This window comes from Streptomyces sp. SID14436 (genome assembly GCF_010548465.1).
In the GTDB taxonomy this organism is placed as follows: domain Bacteria; phylum Actinomycetota; class Actinomycetes; order Streptomycetales; family Streptomycetaceae; genus Streptomyces.
On the sequence record NZ_JAAGMD010000598.1, the window covers coordinates 1 to 14,435 of the forward strand.

Here is a 14,435-nt window from a genome sequence, read left to right on the forward strand (position 1 = left end):
CAGCGCCTGGCGGACGCCGCAGCGGCCCGGCCCGACACCGCACCCGGGGAGACCCCCGACCCGGCCCCCTCCCCCGCGCGCAGGCGGCTGTTCAGGCGGCCCGGCGTCGACACCCCGGCCCCGGCCACCGTGGCGGAGGTCCGGGACCTGGCCGTGCGCCGTGACCGTGTCCAGGCGCTGCGCCGGATCGACCTCACCGTCACGCCCGGCGAGACCATCGCCCTGATGGGCCGCAACGGCGCCGGGAAGTCGACGCTGCTCAGCGCGCTGGTGGGGCTGGTGGAGCCGTCCGGCGGCTCGGTCCGCGCGGGCGACGCGGTCCCCCACCGCACCCGGCCCCGCGACCTGATCCGCCGGGTCGGCCTCGTCCCGCAGGAACCCCGCGACCTGCTCTACGCGGACACCGTCGCCGGGGAGTGCGCCGCCGCCGACCAGGACGCGGACGCCGAGCCGGGCACCTGCCGGGCGCTGCTGTCGGAGCTGCTGCCCGGCATCGCGGACGACTCCCACCCCCGCGACCTGTCCGAGGGCCAGCGCCTCACCCTGGCCCTGGCGGTGGTCCTCACCGCCCGCCCGCCGCTGCTCCTGCTGGACGAGCCGACCCGCGGCCTGGACTACGGCGCGAAGGCCCGCCTGGTGACCCTGCTGCGCGCACTGGCCGCCGAGGGGCACGCCATCGTCATGGCCACCCACGACGTCGAACTGGCGGCGGACCTCGCCCACCGGGTGGTGCTGCTCGCCGAGGGCGAGGTCATCGCCGACGGGCCCGCCGCGGAGGTCGTCGTCGCGTCCCCGTCCTTCGCCCCGCAGGTCGCCAAGATCCTCGCCCCGCAGCACTGGCTCACGGTGCCCCAGGTCCGCGAGGCGCTGTCATGACGGCCCCCGAGCCACGGCGCGCGCCCCGGCCGGAACGGGGCCCGGAGCGGAAGCCGGGGGCCGTGGACCGGCAGGCGCGGGCCATCCGGCTGGGCCCCCGCTCCCTGGCCGCGCTGGCCCTGGTCAGCGCGGTGGGCGTGGCCGGTTTCGGCTGGCCGTTCCTCGCCCCGCCCGCCTCCACCCTGAACGCCCACGCCCAGGACGCGCCCTGGCTGTTCGCGGGCCTGCTGGTCCTGCTGGTCGCGGTCGTGGCGGCGACGATCTCCGAATCGGGGCTGGGGCCGAAGGCCGTGGCCATGCTGGGCGTGCTGGCGGCGACGGGGGCGGCGCTGCGCCCCATCGGCGCGGGCACGGCCGGGCTGGAACCGATGTTCTTCCTGATGGTGCTCAGCGGCCGGGTCCTCGGCCCGGGCTTCGGCTTCGTCCTCGGCTCGATCACCATGTTCGCGTCCGCCCTGCTCACCGGCGGGGTCGGCCCGTGGCTGCCGTTCCAGATGCTGGCGATGGGCTGGTTCACCATGACCGCCGGTCTCCTGCCCGGCCCGGACCGGCTGCGGGGCCGCACCGAGGTGGTGATGCTCGCCGTCTACGGCTTCCTCGCGGCGTTCGCCTACGGCACGGTGATGAACATGTCGGGCTGGCCCTTCATGTCCGCCCTGGCCTCGAACATCTCCTTCGACCCGGACGCGTCCGTCCCCGCCAACCTGGCCCGCTTCCTCGCGTACTGCCTGGCGACGTCCCTCGGCTGGGACCTGGGCCGCGCCCTGCTGACCCTCGTCCTCACGCTGACGCTCGGCGTGCCCGTGCTCAAGGCGCTCCGCAGAGCCACCCGCCGGGCGGCCTTCGAGGCGCCGGTCACCTTCGACGACGTCACGGACGTGAGGCACCCCACATGACGTGGATCACCTACGAAGCGGGGCCGTAGGCGGCAGTCCTCGGCCCCGCTCGCGTGACCAGCGCAAAGCCCGTCCGCCCGACCCGCCGGGCACCCCCCACCTGGCCGCCCGAACTAGTAAAAACGGTCTTTGCGGACATCTGTCCGGCCTGTTTCTCTGGACGACGTCGCCAGGCGCCGACGTGCCCCACGGGGCCGCGGCGCCGCCGTACGCCCCGCGGAGTGACCGCGGCTCCCGCACACGGCGGCGACCCACCGCTCCCGACCGAAAGGCCGCCCGTGTCCGCCGCTTCCCTGCTCCGCTCCGTCGCCACCCCGAAGAAGGCCGTCGCCGGTGCCGCCCTGGCCGCCGCGGCCTGCGGCACGCTGATCGTCGCCGCGCCCGCCCAGGCCGCCCCGTCGGAGGCCGCCTCGGCACAGGCGACCGCGAAGAAGATGATCGGCAACTCGGCCCAGTACGAGTGCTTCTCCAGGATCGTCCAGCACGAGAGCAACTGGGACGTCGGCGCCACGAACGCCTCCAGCGGCGCCTACGGCCTGGTCCAGGCCCTGCCCGGCAGCAAGATGGCCTCGGCGGGCTCCGACTGGAAGACCAACCCCGAGACCCAGATCGAGTGGGGCCTGGACTACATGAAGGACCGCTACGGCAGCGCCTGCGGCGCCTGGGACTTCTGGCAGTCCAACGGCTGGTACTGACCCCGGCCGGCCCGCACCCCGCGGACATCCCCCATACCGAAGGCGGCGCCCCCTGATCCCCGGGGCGTCGCCTTCGCCCGTTCCCGGACGGGCGGCGGTGTCAGCCCCCTGTCGGTGTCAGTCCCCTGTCGTATCGTTCCCGCCATCGCACACCGACCTGGAGGACCCCCGGACGTGACCGCCCTGCCCGCTTTCCCGTTGCCCTTCGCATCGTCCTCGCGCACCGCGTCGCTCTCGGCGCCCCGTACCTTGCGGGAACTCGACATGATGGCGTGCAGCGCGCACATACGGGAGAAGCCGGAGTGGTTCACCAAGATGAACGACGCCGACGTCGTCGCCCGGTGGACGAGGGAGGCTCTCGCGCAGGGGCTGACCGAGGCACAGACGCGGTACGTACTGGACGAGTTGCGGCACTACGCGGCGCTGCGTGATCCGCGCACCGGGATCGAGGTGTCCGGGGTCGACGGGGTGTGGCAGTCGGACAGCCTGATCGACGACGCGCTCGGCGCCCGGCTCCGGGAGGCGGTCCGGGTGCTGGAGGACGTTCCCGAGGAGGAGCTGGACTGGCATCCCGGGTCCGGCGGCCAGGTGCTGGACCTGGTGCACCCGTCCCTGTTCTGCCTGGTGCGCGGGGTGAGCGGGGGACCCGAGCGGGCGTGGGAGAACAGGGCGCGCGGGTACGCGACGAAGTACGAGTTCTCGGAGAAGTTCCAGTGGCTGCCCACGGACGCCGACGTCGGCGCGGACGGAGAGGTCGTCTTCCGTTCGTACGTCAACAACGTCCACCCGGAGGCGCATGCCGGACTGGCTGCTGTGCTGCCGGAGCTGTTCGCCCGGTTCCGCCCGCTGTTCGAGAACGTGCTCACCGATCTGCGCCATCCGCGTCCGCTGCGGGTCGAGGCCGATCCCCACGGGTGGTACGACTCCGAGCCCGAGTACCCGGACCGGTCCTCCTTCAGCGACGACGCGGCCCACGACGGAGCCGTCGAGGCGTGGGAGAAGGCCCAGGACGAGTGGTGGGAGAACCGCCGGCCGGTCGTGCCGGACGCCCCGGAGTTCACCCCGCCCGAGCTGCCCGACGCGTCCGCCCGGGTCGACCTGCGCGGGCGCCGTCTCCAGGTCATCGTCAAGCTGGCCACCATCCGGCTCACCCCGGACAAGCCCGAGTACGCGGGCGGTTCCTGGCACGTCGAGGGGATGCTGAACGAGCGGATCGTCTCGACGGGCATCCACTACTGGGACAGCGAGAACATCACCGAGAGCCGGCTGAACTTCCGCACGGCGCTCGACGACCCGGAGTACGAGCAGAACGACGACAACGGCCTGCGGGAGGTCTACGGCCTGGAGAACGAGGACGCGCTGAACCAGGTGCTGGGCTCGGCGTCGACCCCGGCGGGCCGCTGCCTCGCCTTCCCGAACGTGCTGCAGCACCGCGTCGGAGCGTTCCGCCTCGCGGACCCCACCCGTCCGGGGCACCGCAAGATCCTCGCGTTCTTCCTGGTCGACCCGTCGGAGAAGATCGTCTCGACGTCGGACGTGCCGCCGCAGCAGCCGTGGTCCGAGACGTCGACGATGACTCTTCGGCAGGCCAAGGAGTACCGCGAAGAGCTCATGCGGGAGCGGAAGTTCTTCGTCGACGAGCACAACGAGCAGCTCTACGAGCGGGAGTTCTCCCTCTGCGAGCACTGATCCGGCGCCGCGCACGGCGGGCAACTCCTCCCGGATCTCCGACGGCGCGGCGGCGATCCTGTGGGCGTCCAAGCGGATGGCGCGGGCGCTGAAGCTGAAGCCGCGGGCGCGGATCGTCGCGCAGGCGCAGGTCGGCGCCGGCCCGCACTTCCACCTCGACGGTCCGGTCGACGCGACCCACGCGGTGCTGGGCAAGGCGGGGATGACGCTGCGGGACATCGACCTCGTGGAGATCAACGAAGCGTTCGCCTCGGTGGTGCTGAGCTGGACCCGGGTCTTCGAACAGGACCTGGACAAGGTGAACGTCAACGGCGGCGCGATCGCCCTCAGCCCCCGGTGGGCGCGACGGGCGCCCGGCTCATCACCACCGCGCTGCACGAACTGGAGCGCACGGACAAGGAGTTCGCGCTCGTCACCATGTGCGCGGGCGGCGGCCTCGCCACGGGGACGATCATCCAGCGGCTGTGGGGGCGCGCCCCGCCGGCGACCGCGCGCGCCCTCGTCCGGGCCGGCGAAGGCGGCTCCCCCCGACTGAACTCCTCCGCCCCGTTCCACGTCTTCCTTGACGTGGCCCCCACAGATCTCGCCCTGCCCCGGCAGCCCCGGCGAGCAGGCCCGCACCCGCGGCGGAACCAACCCCTCCGCTCGCTGTACGCACGACACCGCGTCTCCCTGCTCGCCACCCTCCCCGTCCTGCCCCTGTACGTCCTGTGGACGCTGGTCCTCGCGACCGGCGGCGGCGACCTGGCCGCGCAGGACGCCTGGGCCGGGTTCGTGACCCGGCACGGGAGTTCCGCGTACAACCTGTTCTGGTACGGCGGGATGCACACCGCCAACTACAGCCTCGTCTCCCCGTATCTGATGGCCGGGCTCGGGGTGCGGACCGTGACCGTGCTGGCGGGGGTCGCCGGCTCCTGGCTGGCGGCCGTCCTGGTGGTGCGGGCCCGGCTGCCGAGGCCGCTGCCCGTCGCGCTCCTCGCCTCCCTCGCCCTGTGGTGCAACGTGGCCTCCGGGCGGACCACCTTCGCCCTCGGAGTCGCCTTCGGGCTCGCCGCCTGCGTGATGCTGAGCCGCGGCGACCGGTACGTCCTGGCGGGCGCGCACGCCGGCCTCGCCACCATGGCGTCCCCGGTGGCAGGGCTGTTCCTGGCGGTCGTCGGCGCGGGGTTCCTGCTCGCCCGGCAGCCCGCCCGGGCCGTCGCCCTGCTCGTCCCGCCCGCCGTGGTCGTCGGGGCCACCACGCTCCTGTTCCCCTTCTCCGGCGAGCAGTTGATGCCCGCGCCCCGCATCTGGCCGCCCGTGCTGCTCGGGCTGGCGGTCACCGTCCTCGCCCCGCGCGGCTGGCGCGTCGCCCGGTGGAGCGGGGCCGTCTACGCCGCCGGGACCGTCCTGACGTATCTGATCCCCTCCCCGGTCGGCACGAACGTGGAACGGCTGGCCGAGTACGCGGCCCCCGTCGTGCTGCTGGCGGCGCTGCTCGCCCGGCCGGGCCCGCGGGCCGTGCGGCGGGCCCTGCTGATCGGCGCGCTGGTCCTCGCGACGGCCTGGACGGGCCAGAAGACCGTCGACGATCTGAAGGTGTCGACGACCGTGCCGGCCTGGGCCGCGCACACCGAGGGCGTCGTCCGCGCGCTGAAGGGGCTCGGCGCCGACCGCACCCGCGTCGAGGTGGTGCCCGCCCGCAACCACCGCGAGGCCGTCGCGCTCGCGCCGCACGTGCACCTGGCGCGCGGCTGGAACCGTCAGCTCGACGTGGAGCGCGGCCGGCTCTTCTACGACGGGACGTTCTCCGCCGCCGCCTACCGAACGTGGCTGGACCGCTGGGCGGTCGGCTTCGTCGTGCTGCCCCTGGGCACGCCCGACGGGTTCGCCGAGGAGGAGGCGCGGCTGGTCCGGGACGACCGTCCCGACTGGCTGCTGCCCGTGTGGCGGGACGCCCACTGGCAGGTGTTCCGGGTGCGGGACGCGGTGCCCCTGGTGTCCCCGCCGGGCACCGTGCTGCGCACCTCCGGCGCGGAGATCGTCGTCCGGGTGTCCGCGCCGGGGCCGGTGACGGTGCGGGTCGCGTACTCGCCGTGGCTGCGGTCCGACGGCGGCTGCCTGAGCCGGCAGGGCGAGGTCACCCGGCTCACCGTGCCGGCGCCGGGCGTGTACCGGATCAGCTCGGAGTACGGTCCTTCTCCGGCACCGTCGGCGCGCTGCTGACGGCGACGGCGGTGACCGTCCGGGCGCGGGGCCCCTGGAGCGCGTAGGTCAGTCCGAAACCGGCGGCGACGACGACGGCGCCGCCCACCGCGTCCAGGATCCAGTGGTTGCCGGTGGCCACGATCGCGGCGGCCGTGAAGAGGGGGTGCAGCAGGCCGAGGAGTTTCATCCAGGCTCTGGGCGCGACGACCGCGATGACCACCCCGCACCACAGGGACCAGCCGAAGTGCAGCGAGGGCATCGCCGCGTACTGGTTGGTGAGGGCGGTGAGGGTGCCGTAGTCGGGCTGGGCGAAGTCCTGCACGCCGTGCACGGTGTCGATGATGCCGAGGTGCGGCATCAGGCGCGGCGGGGCCAGCGGGTACAGCCAGAAGCCGACCAGGGCGAGCAGGGTGGTGAAGCCGAGGGCGGAGCGGGCCCAGCGGTAGTCGACGGGGCGCCGCCAGTACAGCAGTCCGAGGACGGTGAGCGGGACGACGAAGTGGAACGACGTGTAGTAGAAGTCGAAGAAGTTCCGCAGCCAGCCGATCTTCACCACGGCGTGGTTGACCGCGTGCTCGATGTCCAGGTGGAGCAGGCGTTCGAGGTCGAGGATCTGCTGCCCGTGCTCCTCCGCGCGCGCCCGGCCCGCGGAGTTGCTGCCGCCGGTCGCCGCCAGCCGCACCTGGGAGTAGGCGGCGTAGGTGACGCGGATCAGCAGCAGTTCCAGCAGGAGGTTGGGCCGGGTGAGGACCCGGCGCAGGAACGGCAGCAGCGGCACGTGCCGGAAGCGGGTGGGCACCGGCGCCGCGTACCGGGTCGGCACGGGCTCCTCGAAGTGCGGGGAGGTGCGGGACAGGAAGGGGATCACGGTGGCCGCGGCGAGCGCGGCCAGCAGGACGATGTTGTCCCGCAGCGGGTACAGCACCGCCATGTTCGGCAGGATCATCGTGGCCGGCAGCGTCATCACCAGCACCACGGCGACGGGCCACACCGGCCGGTCGGAGGCGCGCCGGCCGACCCGGCCGACGACGGCGAGCAGCAGCCACAGCAGCTGGTGCTGCCAGGCGGCCGGGGAGACGACGATGGCGACGCAGCCGGTGACGGCGACCGCGAGGAGGAGCTGGCCGTCGCGGGCGTAGCGGACGGCGCGGCGCAGGCCGAGCACGACGACGGCCGCGCCGAGCAGCAGGAACAGGCCGATCTCCAGCGGGCCCTCCAGGCCGAGCCGGAGCAGGGCGCCGTGCAGGGACTGGTTGGCGAGGGCGTCGGCGGGGCCGCCGAGGCCGACCCCGGACACGTGGTGGACCCAGTACGTGGAGGAGTCCTGCGGCATCGCGGCCCAGGCGAGTGCGGTGCCGAAGGCGAAGGTGACGCCGGAGGCGACGGCGGCCCGGCGGCGGTCGGTGAACCACAGCAGCGGGGCGAACAGCAGCAGGGTGGGCTGGAGCGCCGCCGCGAGCCCGACGAGGACACCGCTGGTGCGGGAGCCGCGGGCGGCGAAGCAGCCGAGGAGGACCAGCAGGACGGGGAGGATGCTGGTCTGGCCGAGCCAGAGGGCGTTGCGGACCGGCAGGGACAGCACGAGCAGGCTGACGGCGACCGGCGCGGCGAGCAGCGCGGTGCGGCGGCCGACCGGCTGGGGCAGGGCCCGCACGGCGATCAGGCCGAGGGCGACGACCAGCAGCAGCGTGCCGAAGGTCCACCCCCAGCCGAGGGCTTCTTCAGCCGATCGGGTGAAGGGTTTGAGGACCAGCCCGTTGAAGGGGGTGCCGGTGAAGCTGGTGGAGTCGTAGAGCGAGCCGCTGACCCGCAGCACGCCGTCGGGCCCCACCCAGGTCTCCAGGTCGGTGAGGCGTTCGCCGCGGGGGCTGGTCAGGACGACGGCGACCTGGCGCGCGGCCAGGAGCGCGGCGACCAGCCACAGTCCGAGGCGCAGCGTGGTCAGCCGTGCCGGGGTTCCGGCGACGGCCGCCGCCTCCAGCGCCTTTGCCGGTCGCCCCCTGTGCTCCGCATTCGCCACGCCTCGTCGGCCTCCCGCCCCGTCGTCGCGCGCTCCCGCGCGCGGGAATCCCTCCGTGAACCCTATGAGAGAGACGCCGTCCGCCCCCGGTCGACCTGACGTCTCTTCCGCTTTTGTCCGGAAGAGACTAGACGGCGGGCCGCCGGGCCGCCTCCCGGCGGCGCGCGCACCCGGCCGCGCGCGCATATCTCCGACGGGCGCGGGGCGCCCGGCGTATCTTCCTCAGCGATCCTGGTCAGTAGTGAAGCTGATCACCTGATTTCCGGAAGGTACGGGTCCTTGAGCGATTCCCCGCAGCAGTGGCACGAGGTGGACGACTACTTCACCGGCCGCCTCCTCACCGACGCCCCCGACGACGCCCTGACGGCCGCGCTGCGCGACAGCGCGGCCGCCGGGCTCCCGCCCATCGCCGTCGCCCCCACCCACGGCAAGCTCCTGCACCTCCTCGCCGCGGTGCAGGGCGCCCGCCGGATCCTGGAGATCGGCACGCTCGGCGGCTACAGCACCATCTGGCTGGGCCGCGCCCTGCCCGCCGACGGGCGGCTGATCACCCTGGAGTACGACCCGAGGCACGCCGAGGTGGCCACCCGCAACATCGCCCGCGCCGGGCTCGCCGAGCGGGTCGAGGTGCGGGTGGGCGCGGCCCTGGACTCCCTGGCCCGGCTGGCCGAGGAGGGGGTGCCGCCCTTCGACCTGGTCTTCATCGACGCCGACAAGGTCAACAACCCGCACTACGTGGAGTGGGCGCTGAAGCTGACCTCCGCGGGCGCGCTGATCATCGTGGACAACGTGGTCCGGGGCGGCCGCGTCGCCGACCCGGACGACGACGCCCCGGACGTGGTCGGCACCCGCGCCGCCCTCGACCTCATCGGCAGCCACCCCCGGCTGGACGGCACCGCGCTCCAGACCGTCGGTGTCAAGGGCTACGACGGCTTCGCCCTGGCGCGCGTGGTGGCCTGAGCGGGGCCGGGCCGGCCGCGCAGGCGCCGACGGCCCGCGCGGCCGGCCCGCCCGGCTCTCACACCTCGTGGTAGAAGCCCACGTTGACGCTGCGCGGGGCGGCGCGGTCCTGGACGACGACCTCGCCGCTGCCGCCCCGGGGCAGGGCGACGGTGCCGCCGTAGGGGACGGGCTGGGTGTGCTCCCCGACGGTCAGCCGGACCTCGGAGGACGGCTCCGGCAGGGAGCCGCGCAGCCAGGTCAGGTGCCAGCCGCCGTCCGGCCCGCACCGGAACTCCAGGTGCACCCGGGAGACGAACAGCCAGTCGTCCGGCGTCGACAGCCGGCACACCGCCTTGTCGCGGCCCACCCGCAGCACGGCGCCCGGCTCGCTCGGCGCGTCGGCCATGAGCATCCCGGCCGTGGCACCCTCTTCGGCCGCGGACACGGCGGCCATGGTGAGTTCGAGCACGTGCGCTCCTCCTGAGCAGTCCTGGCGGGCCGGAGGGGCCCGGCCCGACGGTGGCCGCATGGGGCCGGTACGGCGGCCGGTACGGCTCGCTGCCGCCGCATGATAAAACGCCCGGCCGCGCGGCGTCCGGCACAATGGGGCTCATGACCGAGCGGAAGCCGCCCGGCGTCGACTTCGGCACCTGGGTGGACCACCAGATCCGGGACGCCGAGCGCCGGGGGGAGTTCGCACGGCTGCCGGGCGCGGGCCGGCCGCTGCCGCCCGAGATGGAGACGGACTACGACGAACTGTGGTGGGTGAGACGGAAGATGGCCCGCGAGGGCATCTCCGTCCTGCCGCCCGCGCTGGCCCTGCGCAAGGAGGCCGAGGACGCGCTGGAGGCGGCCCTCGCGGCGCCGTCGGAGCGGATCGTCCGGAAGATCCTCACGGAGATCAACGCCCGCATCCGCGAGATGATGTACAAGCCGCCGCCCGGCCCCCCGCTGGGCAGAAAGCCGTACGACGTCGAGGACGTCGTACGGCAGTGGCGGGAGCGCCGGGCGGACGCGGGCGGGTCAGACGTGTAGCAACCGCTCCGCCAGCTCGCGGTAGTCCCGCAGGGCGAGCCGCAGCTGCTCGGTGTCGGTCGCCGCGGCGGCCGTGTCCGGGGCGCCGTCCGTGGTCTGCCAGGACCGGCGCAGGGTGCGCCGGCGTTCGGTCACCGCCTCCGTGAAGCGGGCGGTGAGGTCCTGGAGGACCTGGTCGGCCTCCTCGACGGCCTCCCTGGGCGCGTCGACGAACCCGGTCACGGCGTGCTGCAGCTGAGCGGTGAGCGCGTCGAGGTCGCCGTGCGGCAGGAGGGGGCCGCCGGAACCGTGGTGCGGGTCCGGAGTGTGCCCGTGCCCCGCACCGGGACCGGAGAGGGAGTCGGAGCCCGTGCCGGTGCGGCCGTCGTCGAACGGGGCGGTGCCGGTGCCCGTCCCGGTGTCCGGGGTGGCGTGGCCGGGGGCCCGCCCGGTGCCGGACATCGGGTCGCCGCCGCCCGTGGCCCGCGGACCGCGGGCGTCGTCACGGAGGCCGTCGCGGTCGCCGTGGAAACCGTCGTTCCAGTCGCCGTGGACGGGCTCGGTGCCCGGAGCGGCGGACCGCTCGCCGCGGAGGTCGTTGCCGCGCCCGGGGAACTCGTCCAGGGGCCGGCGGGTGGTGTCGGACATCGGTCAGCTCTCCTTCGCCTGGCGCCGGTGCAGCAGCGACGGCATCCGGGAGCCGCGTGCCGCCGGGGCCCGGTGTTCGCCGTCGTGGGCGGCACGGTGGCGTCCGCCGTCGTGCCGGGAGGTGCGCACCAGCTCGTCGAACAGCGCGCGGGCGTCGACCATCGCCTCGCGCAACTCCTCGGTGCCGGCGCCGCCGTCGTGCGCGCCGTGCGCGCGGGCCTGCGCCACCCGGTGCACGCGCCGGTAGCCCTCGACGTGGTGGGCGTGGTGCACGGACAGCGCGGCGAGCTGCTCCTCGTACTGGCCGCCGTCCGGGAAGCCCCGGGCTCCGGCGAGTTCGGCGAGCAGCCGGTCCGCCTCGGCCACCGCGTCGCCCGGCGAGTCGACGAACCGCTCCTGCGCGGCCGTCCAACGCGCCTCGTACCGCTCCCGCTCGGCGGGTTCGAGCGGCCGTGCCCGCAGATCGCCGTGACGCTCCACGCGCCCGGCCAGCTCCCGCTCGGCCGCCTTCGTGTCCCCGTCGTGCCGGGCCACCGCCCGGTCGTACTCCGGGCCGAAGCGCCGCTTCAGGCCGACACCGTGCCGGGATCCGCGGGAGCGCTGCATCAGCAGGGCCGCGGCGACGGCGACGACCGCAACAATCACGATCAACGCAATGATCAGGCCAGTGGACATGAATGCCTTCCGGGTTTGCCGTCCCAACCGGCACTCCTCGCGAGCCGGTTCTCACTGCGGGTGTCCCGAAGGTCCGGCCACAAACCGGGCCGCGGTGCGGGACGCGGGCGGCGGGGTCGCCCGCTGTTCGCTTGCGGGACCCGGGGTGCCGCTCCGACGATGCGGGGATGAGCTGGACCGTCGCACCCGAACCGCACGACTCCCCGGACGCCCTCGCCCTCTGGCGGGCGTACTACACCGAGGTCAGCGACCGCTGGTACCTGCTGCACGAGGGACGCCGCACCGATCCCCGGGAGTTGGAGCGGGAGATCGCCGCCGTGCCGGGCACCGATCTCGCCCCGCCACGGGGGCGGCTGCTGGTCGGCCGGTACGCGGCCGAGGCGGCCGGCAGCGCCGGCTTCCGCCTGCTCGGGGACGGCTCGACCGCCGAACTCACCCGGGTGTTCGTGCGCGGACACCGGCGCGGCACCGGCGGGGCCGTACTGCTCGTGCGGGCCGCCGAGGAGGCGGCGCGGGCGGCCGGCGCCGTGCGGATGGTGCTGGACACCCGGGGCGACCTCGTCGAGGCCCGGGCCCTGTACGCCCGCCTCGGATACGCGGAGACCGCGCCGCACAACGCCGAGCCCACCGCCGACCACTGGTTCGCGAAGGCGCTCGGCTGACGCCGGGCCACCGGCCCGCCGCCGCCCGGGCCGTCACGGCGTCCGCGTCACCGCCCGTTCGTCGTGCGGGCGTTCGTCGGTGGAACCGCACAGCTCGTCGGTGAGCTCGTGCACCAGCTGCACCAGGTCGGTCGGGCGGTCGGGCCCCCACCAGTCGCCGAGGAGCGCGGCCAGCGACTCCTCGCGGGCCCGGGCCAGCCGCTCGGCGGCCTGCCGCCCCTCGTCGGTGAGGACGAGACCGAGGCCCCGGCGGACGGCGAGGCGCCGCACCTCGGCCTGGCGGGCGGCCTCGATGACCACGTCGAGGGGGACGGGACTGCGCTCGGCGAGCAGGGCCGGTTCCACCTCGCCGTGCCGGCGGATCCGCAGCAGCAGCCAGCTCGTCGCGGGCAGCAGGTCGTAGCCCGCGCGGTCGGTGATGCTGCGGTAGATCTCGCGCCGCCCCTCCCGCGTGCCGAGCAGGGACAGCGACCGGTACACCTCGTCGTACGACGACCGGTGCACGGGGTTACTGGCCAGCGTCTCGGTGCCGTCGGGGGCGGTGACCGAGGCGCGCAGCCGGTCCTCCTTGAGGAACCAGGCGAGGACGAAGCCGACGAGGGCGACCGGGGCCGCGTACAGGAAGACGTCGGTGATGGCGGTGCTGTAGGCGTCGACCGCGGCGGGCCGCAGGGCGGCCGGCAGGTTCTCGATGCCGCGCGGGTCGGCCTCCAGCCCCTCCGCCGTGACCCCGGGCGGCAGACTGACGCCTCGGAAGGCGTCGAGCAGCTTGTCGTCGAGGCGCCCGGCGAAGATCGTGCCGAAGATGGCGACGCCGAACGAGGCGCCGATGGAACGGAAGAAGGTCGCGCCGGAGGTGGCGACCCCGAGGTCCTGGTAGGAGACGGCGTTCTGCACGATCAGCACCAGGACCTGCATCACCAGGCCGAGCCCGAGGCCGAAGACGAAGAAGAAGGAGCTCATCACGGCGGTGCTGCTGTCCGGCCGGAGCTGGTGGAGCAGCAGCAGTCCGAGCGTGGTGACGGCGGTGCCGGCGAGGGGGAAGACCTTCCAGCGGCCGGTGCGGCTGACGATCTGGCCGGAGCCGGTGGAGGCCAGCAGCATGCCCGCCACCATCGGCAGCATGTACACGCCGGAGGTGGTGGGGCTGACACCCTTGACCACCTGGAGGAAGGTCGGCAGATAGGTCATCGCGCCGAACATGGCGAAGCCGATGATGAAGCTGATGACGGCGGCGAGCGTGAAGGTGCGGATGCCGAACAGCTTCAGCGGCAGCACCGGCTCGACGGCCCGGCGTTCCACGGCCACGAACGCGACGGCGAGGCCGGCGCCCAGCACGGCCAGGCCGATGATCTGCGGCGAGCCCCAGCCCCAGGTGGTGCCGCCGAGGGAGGCGACGAGCACCAGGCAGGTGGCGACGGACGCGATCAGGAAGGTGCCGAGGTAGTCGATGACGTGCCGGGAGGACCTGCCGGGCAGGTGCAGCACCGTCGCGATGACGGCGAGGGCGACGATCCCGACGGGCACGTTGACGTAGAACACCCAGCGCCAGCTCAGGTGTTCGGTGAGCAGTCCGCCGAGCAGCGGGCCGAGCACGCTGGTGGTGCCGAACACCGCGCCGAACAGGCCCTGGTAGCGCCCGCGTTCGCGGGGCGGCACGAGGTCGCCGACGATCGCCATGGACAGCACGATCAGCCCGCCGCCGCCCAGCCCTTGCAGGGCGCGGTAGCCGATCAGCTGCGCCATGTCCTGGGCCGCGCCGCACAGCACGGAGCCCACCAGGAAGATCACGATGGCGATCTGGAACAGCTTCTTGCGCCCGTACTGGTCGCCCAGCTTGCCCCACAGGGGGGTCGCGGCGGTCGAGGCCAGCAGATAGGCGGTGACCACCCAGGACAGGTGCTCCAGGCCGCCGAGGTCGCTGACGATGGTGGGCAGCGCGGTGGCGACGATGGTCTGATCGAGTGCGGCGAGCAGCAGACCGAGGAGCAGGGCACCGATCGGCAGGACGATGCTGCCGGACACGCGTTCGGGCGCCTCGGCGTTCCCCGGGGGCGCTCCCCCGGGTGCGTTCGGCGGGGGCCCGGTGCCCGCTCCGGAGGCCGGCGGACCGCCGGCCGCGGCCGTCGAC

Annotated in this window: 13 protein-coding genes and 1 pseudogene; 9 read left to right on the forward strand and 5 right to left on the reverse strand. The window is 74.2% G+C overall.

The genetic code is table 11. The features are described from left to right. From G3I53_RS21210 to G3I53_RS21235, 6 genes and pseudogenes are all read left to right on the forward strand, one after another. Positions 1-876 (forward strand): ATP-binding cassette domain-containing protein (locus G3I53_RS21210; protein ID WP_164438658.1); only part of this gene is annotated, 876 nt, incomplete at its 5' end. Between the two features lie 62 nt (positions 877-938). Then, the gene (locus tag G3I53_RS21215) at positions 939-1,772 is read left to right on the forward strand and encodes an ECF transporter S component (protein WP_164333547.1); all 834 of its coding nucleotides are present in this window, start codon (positions 939-941) and stop codon (positions 1,770-1,772) included. Positions 1,773-2,050: 278 nt separating this feature from the next. Then, positions 2,051-2,467, forward strand: coding sequence for a transglycosylase SLT domain-containing protein (locus tag G3I53_RS21220; protein ID WP_164333545.1), 417 nt, complete (start codon positions 2,051-2,053; stop codon positions 2,465-2,467). A 174-nt stretch (positions 2,468-2,641) separates the two neighbouring features. Continuing rightward, entirely contained in the window at positions 2,642-4,156 is a 1,515-nt protein-coding gene (locus G3I53_RS21225) for a DUF4246 domain-containing protein (protein WP_164333546.1), read from the forward strand. Between the two features lie 76 nt (positions 4,157-4,232). After that, a pseudogene (locus G3I53_RS34425) lies at positions 4,233-4,424 on the forward strand (steroid 3-ketoacyl-CoA thiolase); the annotation flags it as partial. 68 nt (positions 4,425-4,492) lie between these two features. Then, positions 4,493-6,361, forward strand: coding sequence for a hypothetical protein (locus G3I53_RS21235; protein ID WP_343240663.1), 1,869 nt, complete (start codon positions 4,493-4,495; stop codon positions 6,359-6,361). Here the strand turns inward: G3I53_RS21235 and G3I53_RS21240 are convergent. Further along, on the reverse strand, positions 6,315-8,363 hold the full coding sequence (locus G3I53_RS21240) for a bifunctional glycosyltransferase 87/phosphatase PAP2 family protein (protein WP_164332711.1): 2,049 nt from the start codon (positions 8,361-8,363) through the stop codon (positions 6,315-6,317). The genes G3I53_RS21235 and G3I53_RS21240 overlap by 47 nt on opposite strands. 279 nt (positions 8,364-8,642) lie before the next feature. Between G3I53_RS21240 and G3I53_RS21245 the strand changes: the two genes are divergently transcribed. Continuing rightward, positions 8,643-9,323 carry an O-methyltransferase gene (locus G3I53_RS21245; RefSeq protein WP_164332712.1) on the forward strand — a complete coding sequence of 227 codons (681 nt, stop codon included), beginning with the start codon at positions 8,643-8,645 and terminating at the stop codon, positions 9,321-9,323. Between the two features lie 58 nt (positions 9,324-9,381). Here G3I53_RS21245 and G3I53_RS21250 read toward each other — a convergent pair whose 3' ends face one another. After that, on the reverse strand, positions 9,382-9,774 hold the full coding sequence (locus tag G3I53_RS21250) for an FHA domain-containing protein (RefSeq protein WP_164333268.1): 393 nt from the start codon (positions 9,772-9,774) through the stop codon (positions 9,382-9,384). A gap of 143 nt (positions 9,775-9,917) precedes the next feature. On the opposite strand from G3I53_RS21250, the gene G3I53_RS21255 reads away from it, so the two are divergent. Continuing rightward, complete coding sequence (locus G3I53_RS21255) at positions 9,918-10,340, forward strand: DUF1992 domain-containing protein (protein ID WP_164333269.1); 423 nt, start codon at positions 9,918-9,920, stop codon at positions 10,338-10,340. Here the strand turns inward: G3I53_RS21255 and G3I53_RS21260 are convergent. Together G3I53_RS21260 and G3I53_RS21265 are read right to left on the reverse strand one after the other, a co-directional pair. Then, the gene (locus G3I53_RS21260; protein WP_164438659.1) at positions 10,329-10,967 is read right to left on the reverse strand and encodes a hypothetical protein; all 639 of its coding nucleotides are present in this window, start codon (positions 10,965-10,967) and stop codon (positions 10,329-10,331) included. The genes G3I53_RS21255 and G3I53_RS21260 overlap by 12 nt on opposite strands. Before the next feature lie 3 nt (positions 10,968-10,970). After that, a complete protein-coding gene (locus G3I53_RS21265) occupies positions 10,971-11,642 on the reverse strand; it encodes a hypothetical protein (protein ID WP_164438660.1) in 672 nt (223 codons plus the stop codon). Positions 11,643-11,809: 167 nt separating this feature from the next. On the opposite strand from G3I53_RS21265, the gene G3I53_RS21270 reads away from it, so the two are divergent. Beyond that, on the forward strand, positions 11,810-12,304 hold the full coding sequence (locus tag G3I53_RS21270) for a GNAT family N-acetyltransferase (protein WP_164438661.1): 495 nt from the start codon (positions 11,810-11,812) through the stop codon (positions 12,302-12,304). Between the two features lie 33 nt (positions 12,305-12,337). On the opposite strand, the gene G3I53_RS21275 is transcribed toward G3I53_RS21270, so the two are convergent. Beyond that, positions 12,338-14,329 carry an MFS transporter gene (locus tag G3I53_RS21275; RefSeq protein ID WP_164438662.1) on the reverse strand — a complete coding sequence of 664 codons (1,992 nt, stop codon included), beginning with the start codon at positions 14,327-14,329 and terminating at the stop codon, positions 12,338-12,340. Positions 14,330-14,435 lie beyond the last annotated feature (106 nt).